Origin of the sequence: Sorangium sp. So ce375 (assembly GCF_051473855.1) — a bacterium.
GTDB lineage: Bacteria > Myxococcota_A > Polyangia > Polyangiales > Polyangiaceae > Sorangium.
Genome location: NZ_CP150335.1, coordinates 7,746,803 through 7,771,690 on the forward strand (window position 1 = coordinate 7,746,803; position 24,888 = coordinate 7,771,690).

4 protein-coding genes are annotated in these 24,888 nt (G+C 70.3%); all 4 read left to right on the forward strand.

What is annotated here, in order from left to right; translation table 11 throughout:
- The first annotated feature begins 61 nt into the window (after nt 1–61).
- The 4 genes from WME90_RS28600 to WME90_RS28615 all read left to right on the forward strand — a co-directional run bounded on the left by WME90_RS28600 (nt 62) and on the right by WME90_RS28615 (nt 24,711).
- Nucleotides 62–6,094, forward strand: coding sequence for an AAA family ATPase (locus WME90_RS28600; protein WP_437275187.1), 6,033 nt, complete (start codon nt 62–64; stop codon nt 6,092–6,094).
- A 135-nt stretch (nt 6,095–6,229) separates the two neighbouring features.
- On the forward strand, nt 6,230–12,199 hold the full coding sequence (locus tag WME90_RS28605) for an AAA family ATPase (RefSeq protein ID WP_437275188.1): 5,970 nt from the start codon (nt 6,230–6,232) through the stop codon (nt 12,197–12,199).
- A gap of 209 nt (nt 12,200–12,408) precedes the next feature.
- Nucleotides 12,409–18,414: an AAA family ATPase gene (locus WME90_RS28610; RefSeq protein WP_437275189.1), complete on the forward strand. Its 6,006-nt coding sequence runs from the start codon at nt 12,409–12,411 to the stop codon at nt 18,412–18,414.
- Between the two features lie 252 nt (nt 18,415–18,666).
- Nucleotides 18,667–24,711: an AAA family ATPase gene (locus tag WME90_RS28615; RefSeq protein ID WP_437275190.1), complete on the forward strand. Its 6,045-nt coding sequence runs from the start codon at nt 18,667–18,669 to the stop codon at nt 24,709–24,711.
- The last annotated feature ends 177 nt before the right edge of the window (nt 24,712–24,888 follow it).

The following is a 24,888-nucleotide window of genomic DNA, read 5'->3' on the forward strand; positions in this document are numbered from 1 at the left end:
GCTTTTGGCAGTGTACCAAGTTGAACGCAGCGCGTCGCTCCCGGCGTTCAAAGAGTTTCCGATGCCCGATAGTCCTCGTTACCGCGTGCTGGAAGTGCTGCACCAAGGTGCGGATACCATCCTCTACCGCGCGCGGCGCGACGAGGACGGCCGGCCGGTCGTGCTCAAGGCCCTGCGGCGCGACCACGCCAGCCCCCGCGCCCTGAGCCGTCTCCAGCACGAGCTCGAGGTCGCCAGGGCGCTCGAGTCGCCGGTCGTCGTCCAGGCCTACGGCATCGAGCCGTTCCGCGATGAGATGACCTTGGTCCTCGAGGACTTCGGCGGCCGCTCGCTCGACCGGCTGCTCGATGGCGACGGGCCGATGCCGCTCGAGCGCTTCTTTCCCCTCGCCCTCCGCCTCGCTGGCGCGCTCGCCGAGCTCCACCGCCGGCACGTCATCCACAAGGACATCAAGCCCCAGAACCTGCTCTGCAACCCCGACACCGGCGAGGTGAAGATCACCGATCTCGGCATCGCCTCCCTCGCCTCCCGCGAGGCCCAGGAGCTCGCGCACGACGGGCTCATCGAGGGCACGCTCGCCTACATGGCGCCGGAGCAGACGGGCCGCATGAACCGCCGCGTCGACGAGCGGACCGACCTGTACTCCCTCGGCGTCACCTTCTACGAGGTGCTGACTGGCACCCTGCCCTTCCAGGCCACCGACCCCGTCGCGTGGGTCTATTGCCACATCGCCCACGCGCCGCGGCCGCCGCACGCGCTCGTCCCCTCGATTCCAGAGCAGCTCTCGGCGGTCGTCCTCAAGCTGCTCTCCAAGGCCGCAGAGGAGCGCTACCAGACCGCGCTCGGCCTGCGCCACGACCTCGACCGGTGCTTCGCCGAGCTGCGCCGGAGCGGCGCCATCGACGCTTTTCCGCTCGGACAGCGCGACACCTCCGATCGATTCCAGATCCCGCAGCGGCTCTATGGCCGCGAGCGCGAGATCGAGGCGCTGCTCGCAGCCTTCGACCGCGTCGTCGCGAACGGCCGCCCCGAGCTCGTGCTCGTGTCGGGCTACTCGGGCATCGGCAAGTCGTCGCTCGTCGCCGAGCTGCACAGGCCCGTCGTGCGCGAGCGCGGCTCCTTTCTCCGCGGCAAGTTCGATCAGCTCAAGCGCGATGTCCCCTACCGTCCCCTCCTCCACGCCTTCCGGGAGCTCGTGCAGGAGATCCTCAGCGCGAGCGAGGAGCAGGTCGAGCGCTGGAGAGACCGCCTACGCGAGGCCGTCGGCTCCAGCGGTGGGCTGCTCACCGAGATGCTGCCCGAGCTCGCCCTGCTCCTCGGCCCTCAGCCCCCCGTGCCCGAGCTCCCGCCCGCCGAGGCCCAGAGCCGCCTGCTCGCCACGCTCCAGCGCTTCGTCGCCGCGTGCGCCCACGAGGAGCACCCCGTCGCCCTCTTCCTCGACGACCTGCAGTGGGCCGACGCCGGCAGCCTCCTGCTCCTCGAGCAGCTCGCCACCCTGGCTGGCGACGCGCACCTGCTGCTGATAGGCGCTTACCGCGACAACGAGGTCGGCCCAGCGCACCCTCTGAGGCTCACGCTGGCCGAGGCCCAGAAGCGCGGCGCCGTCCTCTCGGACATCGTCCTCGCGCCGCTCTCCGCCGCCCACGTCGGGGCGCTCGTCGCCGAGGCGGTCCACGCGCCCGAAACAGAGGTCGAACAGGTCGAGCCGCTCTCGCAGCTCGTCCACGACAAGACCGCCGGCAACCCCTTCTTCGTCCTCCAGTTCCTCCTCTCCCTGCACGAAGAGAGGCTCATCACCTTCGACGCCGACGAGGGCGCATGGCGGTGGGACATCGCCGCCATCCGCGACAAGGGCTTCACCGACAACGTCGTCGAGCTGATGGTGGGCAAGCTGAAGCGGCTCTCGGCGCACGCTCAGGACGCGCTCAAGCTCGCCGCGTGCCTGGGCGGCAGCCCGGACCTCGACACCCTTGCGGTGGTCGCGAGCCGGAGCGCGACGGAGCTCCACGACGCGATGGAGGAGGCCGTGCGGGAGGGGCTCTTGCTCCGTCGGGACAGCGCCTACCGATTCCTCCACGACCGGGTGCAGCAAGCCGCTTATTCGCTCATCCCAGCCGGACAGCTCGCCGAGGTGCACCTACGGATAGGCCAGCTGCTCTTGAAGGAGCGGAGGCCGGAAGAGCGAGAAGATACGCTGTTCGAGATCGTCGGCCACCTCAACCGCGGCGCCGCGCTCATCCGTTCCCAGGTGGAGCGCGACGAGCTCGCCGCCCTCAACCTCCGCGCCGGCAGGCGAGCCAAGGCAGCCGCGGCCTATGAATCTGCCGCCGCCCTCTTCGCCGCCGGCATGGCCCTCCTCGCGAACGAGCCCCGGGAACGCTGGGAGACGCAGTACGCGCTGACCTACGCCCTGACCTTCGAGCGAGCCCACTGCGCGTACATCATCGGCAACTTCGATGAAGCCGAGCGGCTCCTCGACGAGCTCACGGATCGCTCGATGACCAAGATCGAGAGGGCCGCGGTCGTCGAGCTCGCTGTCGCCTTGCACGTGACCCGCGGGCAGAGCGCCCGCGCTGTGGACATCGGCCTCTCCTTCCTCCGCTCGTACGATATCGATCTGCCGACCCACCTCACCGACGCGCGCATCGACCAAGAGACCGAGGGCGTATGGCGAGCCCTGGGCGACCGGGCGATCGAGGATCTCATCCACCTGCCCTCCATGACGCACCCGGAGATCAGGACCGCGATGAGCGTCTTGAAGAGCGTATCCGTCCCTGCGTATTTCGTGGATCAGAACCTGCATCATCTGGTCCTCGAGCGCATGGTCACGCTCAGCCTTCGCCACGGCAACGCCGAGAGCTCCGCCCATGCGTACACCGCCTTCGCGAGGGTGCTCGGCCCGCGGTTCGGGAGATACAAGGAGGCTTACCTGTTCGGCAAGCTCGGCTACGACCTGGCGGACAGGAGCGACCACCTCGCCACGAAGTCCACCGTGTTCTTCCTGTTCGGGCAGCTGACCGTCTTCTGGACGCGCCACTACAGAGAGACCCACCCCTACAATCGCCTCGGCTTCAACGCCGCCGTGGAGTGCGGCGATTTGAACAACGCATGTTACCATTGCATCTGGGCAGCGGTGTTCCCCCTGCTCTGCGGGGAGCCGCTGGAAGACGTCCTCCACCAGACCGAGGACCGCCTCGGCTTCGTGCGCAAGGCCGGTTACGAGTTCGTCCATGGCATCCTCCTCAGCGTCCGGTACCTCATCCAGACGCTGCGTGGGCGGCCGGTCCGTTACTCGATGCTGGATGGCTCCGAGCTGGATCAGGAGGCCTTCGAGGCGCGGCTCCCGCCGGGAGCCTCGTACAGCTCTCACAGCTTGTACTACAGCCTGAAGGCGCAAGCGCTGTTCCTCCTCGGCTCTCCCCGGGAGGCGCTCGCGGCGTCGACCCGTGTGGTCGTCGATTACGACTGGAGGATGAACGCAGGCGCGGAGATCCCCGAGAGCTTCTATGTTCACGCGCTCGCGCTCGCCGCGCTGGTCGACGCCGACGAGGAGCGCAAGGCGTCGCCAGAGCGGGAGCTCCCCGGAGGGCTCCTGGCGTGCGAGCGGCAGCTCGGCGAGTGGGCCAGGAACGGCCCCGACAACTTCCTCCACAAACACGCCCTGGTGCGCGCCGAGATCGCCCGGCTCCTCGGGCATGAGCCCGAGGCCATCCGGCTCTACGAGCAGGCCATCTCGTCGGCGCAGGAGGGCGGCTTCGTCCAGCACGAGGCCATCGCCTGCGAGCTCGCCGCCCGGTTTTACCGCGATCGCGGCCTGTCCACGCCCGCCGACGCCTACCTGCAGCGGGCGCGAGCCGCCTATTTCCGCTGGGGGGCCCACGCCAAGGTCGATCAGCTCGATCAGCGTTATCCCTTCCTCGCCCCGCACAAGCCGATCGCCCCCACCGTCACCTTTGCCGTCCGGGCCGAGCAGTTCGATGTCCTGTCGGTGGTCAAGGCCTCTCAGAGCATCTCTGGAGAGCTCAAGCTCCCGCGCCTGCTCGAGACGCTGCTGCGCATCGTGGTCGAGCACGCGGGCGCCGGAGAGGGGGTCGCGCTCCTGGTCCGGGAGGGTCGCCTGTCGACTGCAGCGGCGATCACCGCGTCTGGGGGGGCGGCGCGGCTGCTCGACGCCGGCGAGGCCTCGGCTGCGGTGCCGCAATCCATTCTCAACTATGTCCTTCGCAGCCACGAGCGCGTGCTGCTCGACGACGCCGGCGCGAAGCACCCGTTCTCGGAGGACGGGTACTTCGCGCAGAAGAGGCCGAGGTCGGTGCTATGCCTCCCGATCGTGCGGCAGACGCGGCTGGTCGGCCTGTTCTACCTGGAGAACAACCTCGTCACCGGCGCGTTCACCCCCGGGCGGCTCAGCGTGCTCGAGCTGCTCGCCTCGCAGTCGGCCATCTCGCTCGAGAACGCCATGCTCTATGCCGATATCGAGCAGGAGAACGCGGTCCGCCGGCGGGCCGAGCGCGAGCTCCGCGCCAATCAGGCCACGCTGCAGGCCATCGTCGACAACTCCGCTGCCGCCATCTACCTCAAGGATCGCGAAGGCCGGCACGTGCTCGTCAACCGGCACGTGGGCCGCGCCCTCGGCATGTCGACAGAGCAGATCCTCGGAAAGACGAGCGCCGAGCTCTTGCCAGCCACGGCCACCGCGAGCATCGAGGACCACGACCGGCGGGTGCTCGACGCGGGCGAGCCGATGGAGTTCGAGGAGGAGGTGATGATGGAGGGCGAACCGCGCACCTTCCTGTCCGTCAAGTTCCCGCTCGGCGAGAGCGTCATGCCCGGCGTGCTCTGCGGCATCTCCACCGACATCACCGAGCGCAAGCGGGCCGAGCTCGCCGAGCGCTTCCTGGCCGACGCGAGCCGCAAGCTCATGGCCCTCGGCTACGGCGCCACCCTCGAGAGCGTCGCGCAGCTCGCCGTGCCCGAGCTGGCCGACCGGTGTGTCATCCACGTGGACCTCCCTCGCAGCACCCCGGGCGCCCCGGGATCTGCGGTCACCGCAGGCGTGCCGGAAGACCTCGCGGGCGCGGTGGTGGACGCGCTCCTGCCCCTGGCGGCGAGCTCGGTGGACCGCCCCGAGATAGGCGACCTCCGCGCCGCGCCTCTCCTCGATCACCTCGGCATTCACAGCTTCCTCCGGGTCCCGCTGCTCGCGCGCGAGCGGCGCTTCGGCGTCATGACCCTGATGGCGACCGCGCCCCGGCACCGCTATGGCGACGCCGATCTGCGGCTCGCCGAGGAGCTCGGGAGCCGCGCCGCGCTCGCCCTCGACAACAGCCGTCTGTTCGCCGAGGCCCAGGCGGCGATCGAGCGCCGGAACGAGTTCCTCCTCGTCGCGTCGCACGAGCTCAAGACGCCGCTCACCTCGCTCACGGTGCAGGCCCACCTCCTCGCCCGGCTCCTGCCCCGCTTCCAGCGCGCCGAGGTCGCCCCGGAGCGCCTCGACGCCGCGATCCAGCTCCTCGACCGCCAGATCGCGCGCCTCGGCCACCTGGTCAACGAGCTGCTCGACGTCACCCGCCTGAACGCCGGCCGCCTCTCGCTCGCGCGCGCGCCGGTCGATCTGGCGGCCCTGACGCGCGACGTCGTCGAGCGGGTGCACCAGCAGCTCGCCGACGCCCGCTGCCGCACCGAGCTCGATCTGGAAGGGCCCGTGGTGGGGTACTGGGATGCTTCTCGCATGGAGCAGGTCCTCATCAACCTCCTGTCCAACGCCATGAAGTACAGCGCGGGATGCCCCATCCACGTCATCGTGCGCCGCGAGGGCGATCGCGCGCTGCTCCTCGTCCGCGATCACGGCATGGGCATCGCCGAGGCCGATCAGGCCAGGATCTTCGAGCGCTTCGAGCGCGCCGTCTCCGTCCGCAACTTCGGCGGACTCGGCCTCGGACTCTACATCGTGCGCTGGATCGTCACCTCCCACGGCGGCACCATCCGCGTCGAGAGCAAGCCCGGCGCGGGCGCCACCTTCATCGTCGAGCTCCCTTCGCACGCGGCGGAGACGGCGACGGACGGCCACGGCCCCCTGCTCCCACAAGCATAGGCGCGCCCGGCACTTCAGCGGGCGCTCCGGCGCGAGGGCGCGCCGCCGTTTGCTCGGGACGAGGCGAAGTGCTTTTGACAGTGTACCGAGTTGAACCGCGGTACGCCGCCGACGGCCGGCTTTTCAACATTTCCCATGCCCGATAGTCCACGTTACCGCGTGCTGGGGGTGCTGCACCAAGGTGCGGATACCATCCTCTACCGCGCGCGACGCAGCGAGGACGGCCGACCGGTGGTGCTCAAGGTCCTGCGGCGCGATCACACGAGCGCCCGCGCTCTCGAGCGGCTCCAGCGCGAGCTCGAGGTCGCCAGGGCGCTCGACACGGCCGCGATCGTCAGGCCTTACGCGATGGAATCGCTCGGCGACCAGGTCGCGCTGGTCTTGGAGGACTTCGGCGGCCGCTCGCTCGACCGGCTGCTCGATGGCGACGGGCCGATGCCCCCAGGGCGCTTCCTCCCCCTCGCCCTCCGCCTCGCCGGCGCGCTCGCCGAGCTGCACCGCCGGCACGTCATCCACAAGGACATCAAGCCCCAGAACCTGCTCTACAACCCCGACACCGGCGAGGTGAAGATCACCGATCTCGGCATCGCCTCCCTCTCCCCCCGCGAATCCCAGGACATCGTCCACAACGGCCTCATCGAGGGCACGCTCGCGTACATGGCGCCGGAGCAAACAGGCCGGATGAACCGCTGGGTCGATGAGCGGACCGACCTCTACTCCCTCGGCATCACCTTCTACGAGATGCTGACTGGCACCCTGCCCTTCCAGGCCACCGACCCCGTGGAGTGGGTCTATTGCCATATCGCGCAGAAGCCGGTCGCGCCACACGCGCTCACCCCCTCGATTCCACCGCTCCTGTCCGCGGTCGTGCTCAAGCTGCTCTCCAAGGCCGCCGAGGAGCGCTACCAGAGCGCGGCGGGCCTGCGGCACGACCTCGACGAGTGCTTCGCAAGGTGGCAAGCGAGCGGCGATATTCAGCCCTTCGCGCTCGGTGAGCGCGATCTCTCCGACCGGTTCCGGGTCCCGCAGCGGCTCTACGGCCGCGAGCGCGAGGTCGAAGCGCTGCTCGCCGTGTTCGAGCGCGTGGTGGCGCAGGGCCGGCCAGAGCTCGTCCTCGTCTCGGGCTACTCGGGCATCGGCAAGTCGTCGCTCGTCGCCGAGCTGCACAGGCCCGTCGTTCGCGAGCGTGGCTTCTTCCTCTCCGGCAAGTTCGATCAGACCGCGAGGGATGTCCCCTACCGTCCTTTCCTTCAGGCGTTCCGGGCGCTTTTTCAGGAGATCCTCTGCGCGAGCGAGGAGCAGGTCGAGCGCTGGAGACAGCGTTTCCGGGAGGCCCTCGGCCCCGACGGCAGCCTGCTCGCCGACGTGCTCCCCGAGCTCGTGCTGCTCCTCGGCCCCCAGCCGCCTGTGCCCGAGCTCCCGCCCGCCGAGGCCCAGAGCCGCCTGCTCGCCACGCTCCAGCGCTTCGTCGCGGCGTGCGCCCAGAAGGAGCACCCCGTCGCGCTCTTCCTCGACGACATGCAGTGGGCCGACGCGGCCAGCCTCCTCTTGCTCGAGCAGCTCGCCACCTACACCGGATCCGAGCACCTGCTGCTGATCGGCGCGTATCGCGACAATGAGGTCGGCCCCGCGCACCCGCTCCGGCTCACGCTGGCCGAGGCCCGAAAGCGCGGCGCCGTCGTCTCCGAGCTCGTCCTCGATCCGCTCTCCGCCGCCGACGTCGGGGCGCTCGTCGCCGAGGCGGTCCACGCGCCCGAAGCAGAGGTCGAGCCGCTCTCGCAGCTCGTCTACGAGAAGACCGGCGGCAACCCCTTCTTCGTCCTCCAGTTCCTCATCGCCCTGCACGAAGAGGGGCTCATCGCCTTCGACGCCGACGAGGGCGCATGGCGGTGGGATATCGCCGCGATCCGCGACAAGGGTTTCACCGACAACGTCGTCGAGCTCATGGTGGGCAAGCTGAAGCGGCTCTCGGTCGCGACGCGCGACGCGCTCAAGCTCGCCGCGTGCCTCGGCAGCAGCCTGGACCTCGACACCCTCGCGGTGGTCGCCAGCCGTCCAGCGGCGGAGCTCCGCGACGCGCTCGAGGAGGCCGTGCGGGAGGGGCTGCTCCTCCGCCAAGGCGGCGCCTATCGATTCCTCCATGACCGGGTACAGCAAGCCGCAACCTCGCTAATCCCGGCCGAGCAGCTCGCCGAGGTGCACCTCTGCATCGGCCGGCTGCTCCTGAGCGCGCAGCGCTTCGAGGTGCGCGACGAGGCGCTCTTCGACATCGTCGGCCACCTCAACCGCGGCGCCGCGCTCATCCGTTCCCAGACGGAGCGGGACGATCTCGCCGCGCTGAACCTCCGCGCCGGCAGGAAGGCCAAGGCCGCGGCGGCGTACCAGTCCGCGGCCGCGCTCTTCGCCGCTGGCCTTTCCCTGCTCGCGCCGGCCTCTTCGGAGACGCAGCGCGAGCTGACCTACCACCTGACGCTCGAGCGCGCGCACGCCGCGTACATCACCGGCGGCTTCGACGAGGCCGAGCGGCTCCTCGAAGCACTCATGGAGCGCGCGAGGATCAGGAGCGAGGCCGCCGCCGTCGTCGAGCTCGTCGTCACGCTGAATGTCACCCGCGGGCAATACGCCCGCGCGGTGGAGATCGCGCTCGCGTGGCTTCGCGCCTGCGACATCGATCTCCAGCTCCGCCCCACCGACGCACAGATTGACGAGGAGACGAAGAGCGTGTGGCAGATCCTGGGCGATCGGGCGATCGAGGACCTGATCCATCTGCCCCCCATGACGCACCCGGAGAGCAAGATCACGATGGGCGTGCTGCAGGGCGCGGGCATCCCCGCGGCCTTCGTGGACCGGAACCTGCCCTTTCTCATCGTCCTGCGCATGGTCAAGCTCAGCCTGCGCCACGGCAACGCCGAGAGCTCCGCCTTCGCGTACGCCTCCTTCGCAAGGCTGATCGGCCCCAGGTTCGGGCGATACCAGGAGGCCTATCGGTTCGGCAAGCTCGGGCACGACCTGGCGCAGAGGAGCGGCCTCCTCACCACGAAATCGATGGTGTTCACCCTCTTCGGACAGCATGTCGTCCTCTGGACACGCCACTACAGAGAGACGTATCCGTACACGCGCGCCGGCTTCAGCGCCGCGGTCGAGTCCGGCGATCTGAACATGGCGTGCTTCAACTGCATGTGGGACGCGCAGTTCCGCCTGTTCTCTGGCGAGGCGCTGGAGGACGTGTCCCTCGAGGTCGACGAGCGCCTCGGCTTCGTGCGCAGGGCCGGTTACGCGTTCGCGCACGGCGTCCTCCTCAGCGCCCACGCCGTGATCCAGGCGCTGCGCGGGCGGCCGGTCCGCTTCTCGATGCTCGATGGCACCGAGCTGGATCCGCCGGCCTTCGAGGCGCGGGTGAAGGAGGGAGAGCTGGCGATCGCTCGCGACTTCTATTACGGCCTGAAGGCGCAGGCGCTCTTCGTGCTCGGCTCTCCCGGAGAGGCGTCCGCGGCGGCGACCCCCGTCGTCACCGAGCACCCCTTCAGGACCGACCCGCACGCCGTCATCGCCGAGAGCGTCTATTATCTCGCGCTCGCGCTCGCGGCCCTCTTCAACGCGCCGCACGCGGAGCGGGATTCCCCGCCGCCGGCGCTCCCCGAGCAGCTGCTCGAGTGCGAGCGGCAGCTCGGCGAGTGGGCCAGGAGCGGCCCCGACAACTTCCTCCACAAACACGCGCTGGTCCGCGCCGAAATCGCCCGGCTCCGAGGGCACGAGTCGGAGGCCATCCGGCTCTACGAGCAAGCCATCGCGTCGGCGCGGGAAGGCGGCTTCGTCCAGCACGAGGCCATCGGCTGCGAGCTCGCTGCCCGGTTCTACAACGCGCGCGGCCTCGCGACGCCCGCGGACGCTTACCTGCAGAAGGCCCGCGCGGCCTATTTCCGCTGGGGCGCCCACGCCAAGGTCGATCAGCTCGACCAGCGTTATCCCCACCTCGCCCCGCGCAAGCCGATCGCGCCCACGGTCACCTTCGCCGTCCGGGCCGAGCAGTTCGATGTCCTGTCCATCGTCAAGGCCTCTCAGAGCATCTCCGGCGAGCTCAAGCTCCCGCGCCTGCTCGAGACGCTGCTGCGCGTCGTGGTCGAGCACGCGGGCGCCGAGGAGGGTTATGTGCTCCTGCTCCGGGAGGGTCGCCTGTCGACCGCCGCGGCGATCTCGGCGTCCTCAACGTCTGGCGGCGCCGCGCGGCTGCTCGACGCGCGCGAGGCGTCTTCAGCCGCGCTGCCGCGATCCGTCCTCAACTACGTTCACCGCAGCCACGAGCGCGTGCTGCTCGACGACGCCGCCGGCAGGCATCCTTTCCTGGAGGACGAGTATTTCACGCAGAAGAGGCCGAGATCGGTGCTGTGCCTCCCGATCGTGCACGGCGCCCGGCTGCTCGGCCTGCTCTACCTGGAGAACAGGCTCGTCACCGGCGCGTTCACCCCCGGGCGGCTCACCGTGCTCGAGCTGCTCGCCTCGCAGTCGGCCATCTCGCTCGAGAACGCCATGCTCTATACCGATGTCGAGCAGGAGAACGCCGAGCGCCTGCGGGCCGAGCGCGAGCTCCGGGAGAGCCAGGCCACGCTCCAGGCCATCGTCGACAACACCGCTGCGGCCATCTTCCTCAAGGATCGCGAGGGCAGATATCTGCTCGTCAACCGCCAGGCGAGCCACATCGCCGGCCTGCCGAGCTCTCGGCTCCTCGGAAAGACCGACGCCGAGCTCTTGCCGGCCGCGCTCGCCGAGATCATCGGCGATCACGATCGGCGGGTGCTCGACACAGGCGAGCCGCTGGAGTTCGAGGAAGACATCATGATGGAGGACGGGCCGCATACGTTCCTGTCGGTCAAGTTCCCTCTCGGCGAGGAGGTCCTGCCCGGCGTGCTGTGCGGCATCTCCACGGACATCACCGAGCGCAAGCGCGCCGAGCTCGCCGAGCATTTCCTGGCCGACGCGAGCCGCAAGCTCATGGCCCTCGGCTACGGCGCCACCCCCGAGAGCGTCGCGCAGCTCGCCGTGCCCGAGCTGGCCGATCAGTGCGTCATCGACGTGGGCCTCGCGCAAGGCGCCCCGGGACACGCGGTCACCCCAGGCGCGCCGGCCGAGCTCGGAAGCGCCGTGATGGACGCGCTCCGGCCGCCGGCGGCGGCCTCGCCTGCCCGCCCCGAGGTGGACGACCTGCGCGCCGCGCCCTCCCTCGGACAGCTCGGCGTTCACAGCTTCCTCCGGATCCCGCTCCTCGCGCGCGACCGGCGCTTCGGCGTCATGACGCTGCTCTCGACCGCTCCCCGGCGCCGGTACGGCACCGCCGACGTGTGGCTCGCCCAGGAGCTCGGGCTACGCGCGGCGCTCGCGCTCGACAACACCCGCCTGTTCGCCGAGGCCCAGGAGGCGATCGAGCGCCGCGACGAGTTCCTCCTCGTCGCCTCGCATGAGCTCAAGACACCGCTCACCTCGCTCATGATGCAGGCCCACCTCCTCGCCCGGCTCCTGCCCCGCCTCCGGCGCGCCGAGGTCGCCCCGGAGCGCCTCGACGCGGCGAACCAGGTGATGAGCCGCCAGATCGCGCGCCTCAGCCACCTCGTCGACGAGCTGCTCGACGTCACCCGCCTGAACGCCGGCCGGCTGACCCTCGCGCGCGCGCCGGTCGATCTGGCGGCCCTGACGCGCGAGGTCGTCGAGCGGATGAAACAGCAGCTCGCGAGCGCCCGCTGCCGCACCGAGCTCGACCTGGAGGGGCCCGTGGTCGGCCACTGGGACGCTTCTCGCATGGAGCAAGTCCTCATCAACCTCCTGTCCAACGCCATGAAATACGGCGCGGGGACGCCCATTCACGTCGTCGTGCGCCGCGAGGGCGATCGCGCGCTGCTCCTCGTCCGCGATCACGGCATGGGCATCGCCGAGGCCGATCAGGCCAGGATCTTCGAGCGCTTCGAGCGCGCCGTCTCCATCCGCAACTTCGGCGGCCTCGGCCTCGGCCTCTACATCGTTCGATGGATCGTCGCCTCCCACGGCGGCGCCATCCACGTCGAGAGCCAGCCCGGCGCGGGCGCCACCTTCATCGTCGAGCTGCCTTTGGCGTGACGTGCGAGGAGGCGCTCTCGCTCCGCCATCACGACGAACACGCCCCCTTTCCGTCCCCGCCATCACCGTGCATGGTTGGAGGCGTCGCCGCGGGCGAGCCGGCGCGAGGACGCGCAGCCGTTTGCTCGTGACGTGACGCACCGCTTTTGGCAGTGTACCCAGCTGAAACGCAGCGCGCCGCCGGCGGCCGGCGTTTCAAAGATCTTCCTATGCGCCATAGTCCACGTTATCGCGTGCTGGAGGTGCTGCACCAAGGTGCGGACACCATCCTCTACCGCGCGCGGCGCGACGAGGACGGCCGGCCGGTTGTGCTCAAGGCCCTGCGGCGCGACCACGCCAGCCCCCGCGCCCTGAGCCGGCTCCAGCACGAGCTCGAGGTCGCGAGGGCGCTCGATTCGCCGGTCGTCATCAAGGCTTACGGGATCGAGCCGTTCCACGACCAGATGACCCTGGTCCTGGAGGACTTCGGCGGCCGCTCGCTCGACCGGCTGCTCGATGGCCACGGACCGATGCCCCCCGGCCGTTTCTTTCCCCTCGCCCTCCGGCTCGCCGGCGCGCTCGCCGAGCTGCACCGTCACCGCATCATCCACAAGGACATCAAGTCCCAGAACCTGCTCTACAACCCCGACACCGGCGAGGTGAAGATCACCGATCTCGGCATCGCCTCCCTCTCGCCCCGCGAGGCCCAGGAGCTCGCGCACGACGGGCTCATCGAGGGCACGCTCGCGTACATGGCGCCGGAGCAGACGGGCCGCATGAACCGCCGTGTCGACGAGCGGACCGACCTGTACTCCCTCGGTGTCGTGTTCTACGAGGTGCTGACTGGCACCCTGCCCTTCCAGGCCACCGACCCCGTCGCGTGGGTCTATTGCCACATCGCCCAGGCGCCCCGAGCGCCGCACGCGCTCGTCCCCTCGATCCCCGAGCAGCTCTCGGCGGTCGTCCTCAAGCTGCTCTCCAAGGCCGCAGAGGAGCGCTACCAGAGCGCGCTCGGCCTGCGCCACGACCTCGACCGGTGCTTCGCAGGGTGGCAGGCCAGCGGATCCATTCAGCCCTTCGCGCTCGGTGAGCGCGATCTCTCCGACCGGTTCCAGGTCCCGCAGCGCCTCTACGGCCGCGAGCGCGAGGTGCAGGCGCTGCTCGCCGTGTTCGAGCGCGTGGTCGCGAACGGCCGCCCGGAGCTCGCGCTCGTGTCGGGCTACTCGGGCATCGGCAAGTCGTCGCTCGTCGCCGAGCTGCACAGGCCCGTCGTGCGCGAGCGCGGCTTCTTCCTCTCCGGCAAATTCGAGCAGCTCAAGCGCGGCGTCCCTTACCACGCCTTCCTCCAGTCGTTCCGGGCGCTCCTGCGGGAGCTCCTGAGCGCGAGCGAGGAGCAGCACGAGCGCTGGCGGCAGCGCCTCGGCGAGGCCCTCGGCCAGGACGCCAGCCTGCTCGCCGACGTGCTCCCCGAGCTCGCCCTGCTCCTCGGCCCTCAGCCGCCCGTGCCCGAGCTCCCGCCCACCGAGGCCCAGAGCCGGCTGCTCGCCGCGCTCCAGCGCTTCGTCGCCGCTTGCGCCCGGAAGGAGCACCCCGTCGCCCTCTTCCTCGACGACCTGCAGTGGGCCGACGCGGCCAGCCTCCTCTTGCTCGAGCAGCTCGCCACCTATACCGGCTCCGAGCACCTCCTGCTGATCGGCGCCTACCGCGACAACGAGGTCGGCCCCGCGCACCCGCTGAAGCTCACGCTGGCCGAGGCCCAGAAGCGCGGCGCCGCCGTCTCCGAGCTCGTCCTCGATCCGCTCTCCGCGGCCCACGTCGGGGCGCTCGTCGCCGAGGCGATCCACGCGCCTGAAGAGCAGGTCGAGCCGCTCTCGCAGCTCGTCTACGACAAGACCGCCGGCAACCCCTTCTTCGCGCTCCAGTTCCTCATCGCCCTGCACGAAGAGGGGCTCATCACCTTCGACGCCGACGAGGGCGCGTGGCGGTGGGACATCGCCGCCATCCGCGACAAGGGCTTCACCGACAACGTCGCCGAGCTGATGACCGGTAAGCTCAAGCGGCTCTCGGCCCCTGCGCAAGACGCGCTCAAGGTCGCCGCGTGCCTCGGCAGCAGCGTGGAGCTCGACGCCCTCGCGGTGGTCACGGACGGGAATGAGGCGGAGCTCCGCGACGCGCTCGAGGAGGCCGTGCGGGAGGGGTTGCTCCTCCGTCGAGGCGCTGGCTATCGCTTCCTCCACGACCGGATGCAGCAAGCCGCTTACTCGCTCATCCCGGCAGAGCAGCTCGCCGAGGTGCACCTCCGGATCGGCCAGCTGCTCTTGAAGGCACGGCGCGCGGAGGAGCCCGACGAGACGCTCTTCGACGTGGTCGGCCACCTCAACCGCGGCGCCGCGCTCATCCCCTCTCAGGCCGAGCGCGACGAGCTCGCCGCCCTCAACCTCCGCGCCGGGAGGAAGGCCAAGGCCGCCGCGGCCTTCCAGTCCGCCGCCGCGCTCTTCGCCGCCGGCCTCTCGCTGCTCGCGCCAGACCGCTGGGAGACGCGGCACGAGCTGACCTACGATCTGACGCTCGAGCGCGCGCACGCCGCGTACATCAACGGCGGCTTCGACGAGGCCGAGCCGCTCCTCGAAGAGCTCATGGCGCGCGCGAGGACGAGGACCGAGACGGCCGCCGCCGTCGAGCTCATCGTCACGCTCCGTATGATCCACGGGCAATCCGCCCGAGCGGTGGAGACCGGCCTCTCGTGGCTGCGCGCCTGCGACATCGATCTTCCGCGCTTCCCCGCCGACGCGCAGCTCGAAGAGGAGATGCAGAGCGTCTGGCAGGCCCTGGGCGACCGGGCGATCGAGGACCTGATCCATCTGCCGCCCATGACCGACCGGGAGGTCAAGCTCACGATGGGTGTCCTGGAGGGCGCGGGCATCGCCGCGTCCTTCATGACCCCGAACCTGTACTTTCTCATCTTCCTGCGGATGGTCCAGCTCAGCCTGCGCCACGGCAACGCCGAGAGCTCCGCCGTCGCGTACACGGCGTTCGCGAGGATGTTCGGCCCGAGGTTCGGGCGATACCAGGAGGCCTATCGATTCGGCAAGCTCGGCCACGACCTGGCGCAGAGGAGCGGCCTCCTCACCACGAAATCGATGGTGTTCGCCACCTTTGGACACCATGTCGCCTTCTGGACACGCCACTACAGGGAGACGTATCCGCACGGGCGCGCCGGCTTCAGCGCCGCGATCGAGTCCGGCGCGCTGAGCATGGCGTGCTTCAACTGCACGTGGGACGCGCTGTTCCACCTGCTCTCGGGCGAGGCGCTGGAGGACGTGCTCCACGAGGTCGAAGAGCGCCTGGGCTTCGTGCGCAAGGCCGGCTTCGCGTTCGCGCACGGCGCCCTCCTCAGCGCCCACGCCATGATCCAGGCGCTGCGCGGGAGGCCGGTCCGCTTCGCGATGTTCGACGGCTCCGAGCTGGATCCTCCGGCCTTCGAGGCGCGGCTGAAGGAGGGAGCGCTGGAGACCACCCGCGAATTCTATTACAGCTTGAAGGCGCAGGCGCTCTTCGTGCTCGACGCTCCCGGGGAGGCGTTCGCGGCGGCGACCCGGGTCGTCACCGAGCAACCCTTCTGGAACCAGCCGCACGCGCTCATGGCCGAGAGCTTCTATTACCTCGCGCTCTCGCTCGCGGCCCTCTCCAGCGCGCCGCACGCGGAGCGCGATTCCCCGCCGCGGGAGCTCCCCGAGCAGCTGCTCGACTGCGAGCGGCAGCTCGGCGAGTGGGCCAGGAGCGGCCCCGACAACTTCCTCCACAAACACGCCCTGGTCCGCGCCGAGATCGCCCGGCTCCGCGGGCAGGACCTGGAGGCCATCGGGCTCTACGAGCAGGCCATCTCCTCGGCGCGGGAGGGCGGCTTCGTCCAGCACGAGGCCATCGCCTGCGAGCTCGCCGCCCGGCTCTACCGCGATCGCGGCCTGTCCACGCCCGAGGGCGCCTACCTCCAGAAGGCGCGCGCCGCCTATTTCCGCTGGGGCGCCCACGCCAAGGTCGATCAGCTCGATCAGCGATATCCCTTCCTCATCGAGCGCAGGCCTATCGCGCCCACCGTCACCTTCGCCGTCCGGGCCGAGCAGTTCGACGTCCTGTCGGTGGTCAAGGCCTCTCAGAGCATCTCCGGCGAGCTCAAGCTCCCGCGCCTGCTCGAGATGCTCCTGCGCACCATGGTCGAGCACGCGGGCGCCGAGGAGGGGTGTGTCCTCCTGGTCCGGGGCGAACGCCTGTGCACCGCGGCGCCCGATACGCCGGGCAGCGCGGTGTGGCTGCCCGACGCGCGCGACGCGCCTCCGGCCGCGCTGCCGCAGTCCGTGCTCAACTACGTTCGCCGGAGCCACGAGCGCGTGCTGCTCGACGACGCCGCCGGACGTCACCCGTTCTCGGAGGACGCGTATTTCGCGCGGAAGAGGCCCAGATCGGTGCTGTGCCTCCCGATCGTGCGCCAGTCGCGGCTGCTCGCCCTGCTCTACCTGGAGAACAACCTCGTCACCGGCGCGTTCACCCCGGGGCGGCTCACCGTGCTCGAGCTGCTCGCCTCGCAGTCGGCCATCTCGCTCGAGAACGCCATGCTCTATGCCGATATCGAGCAGGAGAACGCGGAGCGACGGCGGGCGGAGCGCGAGCTGCGCGAGAGCCAGGCCACGCTGCAGGCCATCATCGACAACTCCGCAGCGGCCATCTACCTCAAGGATCGCGAGGGCCGGTATCTGCTCGTCAACCGGCAGGTGAGCCGCATCCTGGGCACGCCGATCGAGGAGATGCTCGGAAAGTCGAGCGCCGATCTCTTGCCTGCGCCGCTCGCCCAGATCGTCAACGATCACGACCGGCAGGTGCTCGACAGGGGCGAACCGATGGAGTTCGAGGAGGAGGTGATGATGGAGGACGGGCCACACACCTTCCTGTCGGTCAACGTCCCTCTCGCCGACAGCGTCATGCCCGGCGCCCTCTGCGGCATCTCCACCGACATCACCGAGCGCAAGCGGGCCGAGCTCGCCGAGCGCTTCCTCGCCGAGGCGAGCCGAAAGCTGATGGCGCTCGGTTATGGCGCCACCCTCGAGAGCGTGGCGCAGCTCGCCGTGCCGGAGCTGGCCGACTGGTGCGTCATCGACGTGGAGCTCGCCAACCACGCCCCGGGACACACGGTCACCGCGGGCGCGCCGGCCGAGCTCGCAGGCGCGCTGACGGACGCGCTGCGGCCCCTGGCAGCGACCTCGCTGGACCGGCCCGAGGTGGGCGACGTCCGCGCCGCGCCGCTCCTCGAGCAGCTCGGCGTTCACGCTTTCCTCCGCGTCCCGCTCCTCGCGCGCGACCGGCGCTTCGGCGTCATGACCCTGCTCTCGGCCGCGCCACGGCGCCATTACCGCCCCGCCGACCTGCAGCTCGCCGAGGAGCTGGGGTTCCGTGCGGCGCTCGCGCTCGACAGCGCCCGTCTCTTCGCCGAGGCCCAGGCGGCGATCGAGCGCCGCGACGAGTTCCTCCTCGTCGCGTCGCACGAGCTCAAGACACCGCTCACCTCGCTGAAGATGCAGGCCCACCTCCTCGCCCGGCTCCTGCCCCGCCTCCAGCGCGCCGAGGTCGCCCCGGAGCGCATCGACGCCGCGATACGGCTCCTCGACCGTCAGATCGCGCGCCTCGCCCACCTGGTCAACGAGCTGCTCGACGTGACCCGCATGAACGCCGGCCGGCTGACCCTCTCGCGCGCGCCGGTCGATCTGGCGGCCCTGACGCGTGAGGCCGTCGAGCGGATGAGACAGCAGCTCGCGGACGCGCGCTGCCGCCCCCAGATCGAGCTGGAAGGGCCCGTGGTCGGGGACTGGGACGCTTCTCGCATGGAGCAGGTCCTCATCAACCTCCTGTCCAACGCTATCAAATACGGCGCCAGAGCCCCCATTCACGTCAGCGTGCGCGCCGAGCCGGAGCGCGCGCTGCTCATCGTCCGCGATCACGGCATGGGCATCGCGGAGGCCGATCAGGCCAGGATCTTCGAGCGCTTCGAGCGCGCCGTCTCCGTCTCCAACTTCGGCGGCCTCGGCCTCGGGCTCTACATCGTGCGCTGGATCGTCACCTCCCACGGCGGCACCATCCGCGTCGAGAGCAAGCCGGGCGCTGGCGCCACGTTCATCGTCGAGCTGCCTTTGCGCGCGGCAGAGGCAGCGACGGACGGCCAGGGCGCCCTCCTCCCGCAGGCGTAGGCCCGCGCTCTCCCCGTCGAGAGACAGCATGTCAGCTGTCGTACCGTGGACGCCAGTCTGTTGGATCGCACCCGTGAGGTGCTGTCCAGGTACGACGCTCCGCGGCGCTCCGCCCTGAATGACGGCGGCGCCGCAGGCGGGCCGGCGCGAGATCCCGTCGTCGTTTGCTCGTGACGAAGCGCAGCGCTTTTGGCAGTGTACCGAGCTGAATCGCGACACGCCGCCGGCGCCCCGGTTTTCGAAGATCTTCCTATGCCCGATAGTCCACGTTACCGCGTGCTGGAGGTGCTGCACCAAGGTGCGGACACCATCCTCTACCGCGCGCGGCGCGAGGAGGACGGCCGACCGGTGGTGCTCAAGGCCCTGCGGCGCGACCACGCCAGCCCGCACGCCCTCGGCCGGCTCCAGCACGAGCTGGAGGTCGCGAGGGCGCTCACGTCGCCCGCGGTCGTCGAGGCGTACGGCATCGAGCCGTTCCGCGATCAGATGACCCTGGTCCTCGAGGACTTCGGCGGCCACTCGCTCGACCGGTTCCTCGGTGGGCCGATGCCCATCGACCGCTTCTTCCCCCTCGCTCTCCGCCTCGCCGGCGCGCTCGCCGAGCTCCACCGCCGGCACGTCATCCACAAGGACATCAAGCCCCAGAACCTGCTCTACAATCCGGACACCGACGAGGTGAAGATCACCGATCTCGGCATCGCCTCGCTCTCGCCCCGCGAGGCCCAGGCGCTCGCGCACGACGGGCTCATCGAGGGCACGCTCGCGTACATGGCGCCGGAGCAGACGGGCCGCATGAACCGCCGTATCGACGAGCGGACCGACCTGTACTCCCTCGGCGTCACCTTTTACCAGGTGCTGACTGGCACCCTGCCCTTCCAGGCCAGCGACCCCGTCGAGTGGGTCTATTGCCACATCGCCCAGACGCCCCGAGCGCCGCACGCGCTCGTGCCCTCGATCCCCGAGCAGCTCTCGGCGGTCGTCCTCAAGCTGCTCTCCAAGGCCGCCGAGGAGCGCTATCAGACCGCGCTCGGCCTGCGCCACGATCTCGACCGGTGCTCCGCCGAGCTGCGCCGGAGCGGCGCCATCGCGCCCTTCGCGCTCGGTGGGCGCGACGTCTCCGACCGGTTCCAGGTCCCGCAGCGGCTCTACGGCCGCGAGCGCGAGATCGACGCGCTGCTCGCGGCCTTCGAGCGCGTCGTCGCGAACGGCCGGCCAGAGCTCCTCCTCGTGTCGGGCTACTCGGGCATCGGCAAGTCGTCGCTCGTCGCCGAGCTTCGAGGGCCGGTGGTGCGCGAGCGCGGCTTCTTCCTCTCCGGCAAGTTCGAGCAGCTCAAGCGCGATGTCCCCTACCGCCCCCTCCTCCACGCCTTCCGGGGGCTCGTGCAGGAGATCCTCAGCGCGAGCGACGAGCAGGTCGAGCGCTGGCGGCAGCGCCTCCGGGAGGCCGTCGGATCGAGCGGCGGGCTGCTCACCGACCTGCTCCCCGAGCTCACCCTGCTCCTCGGCCCTCAGCCGCCCGTGCCCGAGCTCCCGACCACCGAGGCCCAGAGCCGCCTGCTCGCGACGCTGCTGCGCTTCGTCGCTGCCTGCGCCCGGAAGGAGCACCCCGTCGCCCTCTTCCTCGACGACCTGCAGTGGGCCGACGCCGGCAGCCTCCTGCTCCTCGAGCAGCTCGCCACCCATGCCGACGACGCGCACCTGCTGCTGATAGGCGCTTACCGCGACAACGAGGTCGGCCCCGCGCACCCGCTGAGGCTCACGCTGGCCGAGGCCCAGAAGCGCGGCGCCGCCGTCTCCGACATCGTCCTCGCGCCGCTCTCGGTGGCCCACGTCGGGGCGCTCGTCGCCGAGGCGGTCCACGCGCCCGAAGCAGAGGTCGAAGAGGTCGAGCCGCTCTCGCAGCTCGTCCACGACAAGACCGCCGGCAACCCCTTCTTCGTGCTCCAGTTCCTCATCGCCCTGCACGAAGAGGGGCTCATCACCTTCGACGCCGACGAGGGCGCGTGGCGGTGGGACATCGCCGCCATCCGCGACAAGGGCTTCACCGACAACGTCGTCGAGCTGATGGTGGGCAAGCTGGAGCGGCTCACCGTCCCTGCCCGGGACGCCCTCAAGCTCGCCGCGTGCCTCGGCAGCAGCGTGGACCTCGACACCCTCGCGATCGTCGCGCGTCGCCCGGTAGAAGCGCTGCGCGCGGCGCTCGAGGAGGCCGTGCGGGAGGGGCTGCTCCTCTCCCAGAGAGATTCCTATCGATTCCTTCATGATCGGGTGCAGCAGGCCGCAACTTCGCTCATCCCGACAGAGCAGCTCGCCGAGGTGCACCTCCGGATCGGCCGGCTGCTCCTGGAGGCGCGGCGCGCCGACGAGCGCGAGGACGCGCTCTTCGACATCGTCGGCCACCTCAACCGCGGCGCCGCGCTCCTCGGCTCCCAGGCCGAGCGCGACGAGCTCGCGGCGCTCAACCTCCGCGCCGGCAGGAAGGCGAAGGCAGCCGCCGCCTACCAGTCTGCCGCCGCCCTCTTCACCGCCGGTATGGCCCTCCTCGCGCGAGATCCCGGCCAGCGCTGGGAGACTCGGTATGATCTGACCTACGACCTGAGCATCGAGCGCGCGCGCGCCGCCTACGCCACCGGCAGCTTCGAGGAGGCCGAGCAGCTGCTCGGGGAGCTCATGGAGCGCGCGAGGACCAAGATCGAGCGGGCCGCCGTCGTCGAGCTCGCCGTCACGCAGAGCGTCACCCGCGGGCAGTGCGCCCGCGCCGTGGAGCTCGGGCTCCCGTGCCTCCGCGCCTGGGACATCGAGCTCTCGCTCCCCGTCACCGACGCGCAGGTCGAAGAAGAGACCGAGGGCGTCTGGCAGGCCCTGGGCGGCCGGGCGATCGAGGATCTGGTCGACCTGCCCCCCATGGATCACCCGGAGATCAAGGTCGCGATGCGCGTCCTGATCGGCGTGATGGTCCCTGCCTACTTCGTGGATCTGAAGCTGCACTATCTGCTCCTCGTGCGCATGGTCAAGCTCAGCTTGCGCCACGGCAACGCGGAGAGCTCCGCCCAGGCGTATACCGCCTTCGCGCGGATGGTCGGCCCGCTGTTCGGCCGTTATCGTGAGGCGTACCTCTTCGGAAAGCTCGGTTACGACCTCGCGGACAGGGGCCACGCCCTCGGCACGAAGGGCGCGGTGTTCACCCTGTTCGGGCAGCAGATCGTCTACTGGACGCGCCACTACCGGGAGACCGGCTTCTATGCGCGCCGCGGCTTCAACGCCGCGGTGGAGGGCGGCGACTGGAACAACGCGTGTTACAACTGCATCTGGGCGGCGATGTTCCCGCTGCTCTCCGGCGAGCCGCTCGAGGACGCCCTCCACCTGACCGAGGACCGCCTCGGCTTCGTGCGCAAGGCCGGCTACGCGTTCGTCTATGACATCCTCCTCGGCGTCCGGCACCTCATCCAGACGCTGCGCGGGCGGCCGGCCCATTACGCGCTGCTGGATGGCGCCGAGCTGGATCAGGCGGCCTTCGAGTCGCGGCTCGGCCAGGAGGGGGCGGTCGTCTCTCGCTGCTTCCACTTCAGCATGAAGGCTCAGGCGAAGTTCGTCCTCGGCTCCCCCCGGGAGACGATCGCGGCGACGGCCCATGTGATCGTCGATTACGACTGGAAGATGGACACGTGCGCGCTCTACGCCGAGTGCTTCTATTATCGCGCGCTCGCGCTGGCCGCGCTGGTCGACGCCGACGAGGAGCGCGCGGCGCCGCCGTCGCCCCGGGCGGAGCTCCCGGACGGGCTGCTCGACTGCGAGCGGCAGCTGGGCGAGTGGGCCAGGAGCGGCCCCGACAACTTCCTGCACAAACACGCCCTGGTCCGCGCCGAGATCGCCCGGCTCCGCGGGCAGGACCTGGAGGCCATCGGGCTCTACGAGCAGGCCATCTCCTCGGCGCGGGAGGGCGGCTTCGTCCAGCACGAGGCCATCGCCTGCGAGCTCGCCGCCCGGCTCTACCGCGATCGCGGCCTGTCCACGCCCGCGGACGCCTACCTCCAGAAGGCCCGCGCCGCCTACTTCCGCTGGGGCGCCCACGCCAAGGTCGATCAGCTCGACCAGCGATATCCCTTCCTCGTCGAACGCAAGCCGATCGCACCCACAGTCACCTTCGCCGTGCGGGCCGAGCAGTTCGACGTCCTGTCCATCGTCAAGGCCTCCCAGAGCATCTCCGGCGAGCTCAAGCTCCCGTGCCTGCTCGAGATGCTCCTGCGCATCGTGGTCGAGCACGCGGGCGCCGGAGAGGGGTACGCGCTGCTCGTCCGGGGAGATCGCGTGTCGACGGCCGCGGCGATGACCGCGTCCGGGGGCGCGGCGCGGCTGCTCGACGCGGACGAGGTCTCCGCGGCGCTGCCGCAATCCATTCTCAACTACGTCCGCCGGAGCCACGAGCGCGTGCTGCTCGACGACGCCGCCGGGCGTCACCCGTTCTCGGAGGACGCGTATTTCGCGCGGAAGAGGCCCAGATCGGTGCTGTGCCTCCCGATCGTGCGCCAGTCCCGGCTGCTCGGCCTGCTCTACCTGGAGAACGGGCTCGTCACCGGCGCGTTCACCCCCGGGCGGCTCACCGTGCTCGAGCTGCTCGCCTCGCAATCGGCCATCTCGCTCGAGAACGCCATGCTCTATGCCGATATCGAGCAGGAGAACGCGGAGCGCCGGCGGGCGGAGCGCGAGCTCCGGGAGAGCCAGGCCACGCTGCAGGCCATCGTCGACAACTCCGCTGCGACCATCTACCTCAAGGATCGCGAGGGCCGGCACCTGCTTGTCAACCGCGAGGTGGGCCGCCTCCTGGGCATGACGGCCGAGCAGATCGTCGGAAAGACGGACGCCGAGCTCTTCCCTTCCACGGCCCTCGAGATCATCGCCGACAACGACCGGCGGGTGCTCGACTCGGGCGAGCCGCTCGAGTTCGAGGAGGACATCATGATGGAGGACGGGCTGCACACCTTCCTGTCGGTCAAGTTCCCGCTCGGCGAGAGCGTCATGCCCGGCGTGCTCTGCGGCATCTCCACCGACATCACCGAGCGCAAGCGGGCCGAGCTCGCCGAGCGCTTCCTCGCCGAGGCGAGCCGCAAGCTCATGGCCCTCGGCTACGGCGTCACCCTCGAGAGCGTCGCGCAGCTCGCCGTACCCGAGCTGGCCGACCGGTGCGTCATCGACGTGGACGTCGCCGACCGCGCCCCGGGCGCCCCGGGATCTACGGTCACCGCGGGGGTGCCGGCCGAGCTCGCAGGCGCGCTGGCGGACGCGCTGCGGCCCCTTGCAGCGACCTCGCCGGACCGGCCCGAGGTGGGCGACGTCCGCGCCGCGCCGCTCCTAGAGCAGCTCGGCGTTCACGCTTTCCTCCGCGTCCCGCTCCTCGCGCGCGACCGGCGCTTCGGCCTCATGACCCTGCTGGCCGCGGCCCCACGGCGCCGATACGGCCCTGCCGACCTGTGGCTCGCCGAGGAGCTCGGGAGCCGCGCCGCGCTCGCCCTCGACAACAGCCGTCTGTTCGCCGAGGCCCGGGTGGCGATCGAGCGCCGTGACGAGTTCCTCCTCGTCGCGTCGCACGAGCTCAAGACACCGCTCACCTCGCTGAAGATGCAGGCCCACCTCCTCGCTCGGCTCCTGCCCCGCCTCCAGCGCGCGGAGGTCGCTCCGGAGCGCATCGACGCCGCGAACCAGGTCCTGAGCCGCCAGATTGGGCGGCTCGCCCACCTGATCAACGAGCTGCTCGACGTCACCCGCCTCAACGCCGGCCGACTGACCCTCTCGCGCGCGCCGGTCGATCTGGCGGCCCTGACGCGCGAGGTCGTCGAGCGGATGCACCAGCAGCTCGACGACGCCCGATGTGGCACCGAGCTCGAGCTCGAAGGGCCCGTGGTGGGGCACTGGGATGCTTGTCGCATGGAGCAGGTCCTCATCAACCTCCTGTCCAACGCGATGAAATACGGCGCGGGGGCCCCCATTCACGTCGTCGTGCGCGGCCTGGCCGATCGCGCGCTGCTCGTCGTCCGCGATCACGGCATCGGCATCGCCGAGGCCGATCAGGCCAGGATCTTCGAGCGCTTCGAGCGCGCCGTCTCCGTCCGCAACTTCGGCGGCCTCGGCCTCGGCCTCTACATCGTTCGATGGATCGTCACCTCCCACGGCGGCGCCATCCGCGTCGAGAGCAAGCTAGGCGCGGGCGCCACCTTCATCGTCGAGCTCCCCTTGCACGCAGCTGAGGCGGAGCCGGGCACGGCGGCGGACGGCCCAAGGGACACGCTCCCACAGGCATAGCTCCGCGTCGCTCCAACGACGAATTTGCGGCCCAGCGGCGGCGCACGCCGGCAAGATCTTGCCGCGGCGCCTCGGCAAACCGTTGCCGGTGAGGGCAAGATCTCGCCTTCGCCGGCCGAGCGCGCGCCGACCGATCGCGTGAATGTCGAGGAGGGGCGCAGGCTCGGTCATTGCAAT

Excerpts from the sequence above, each read along its gene's own strand:
- WME90_RS28600 (WP_437275187.1), top strand. The coding sequence starts at position 62 with ATGCCCGATAGTCCTCGTTACCGCGTGCTGGAAGTGCTGCACCAAGGT.
- WME90_RS28605 (WP_437275188.1), top strand. The coding sequence starts at position 6,230 with ATGCCCGATAGTCCACGTTACCGCGTGCTGGGGGTGCTGCACCAAGGT.
- WME90_RS28610 (WP_437275189.1), top strand. The coding sequence starts at position 12,409 with ATGCGCCATAGTCCACGTTATCGCGTGCTGGAGGTGCTGCACCAAGGT.
- WME90_RS28615 (WP_437275190.1), top strand. The coding sequence starts at position 18,667 with ATGCCCGATAGTCCACGTTACCGCGTGCTGGAGGTGCTGCACCAAGGT.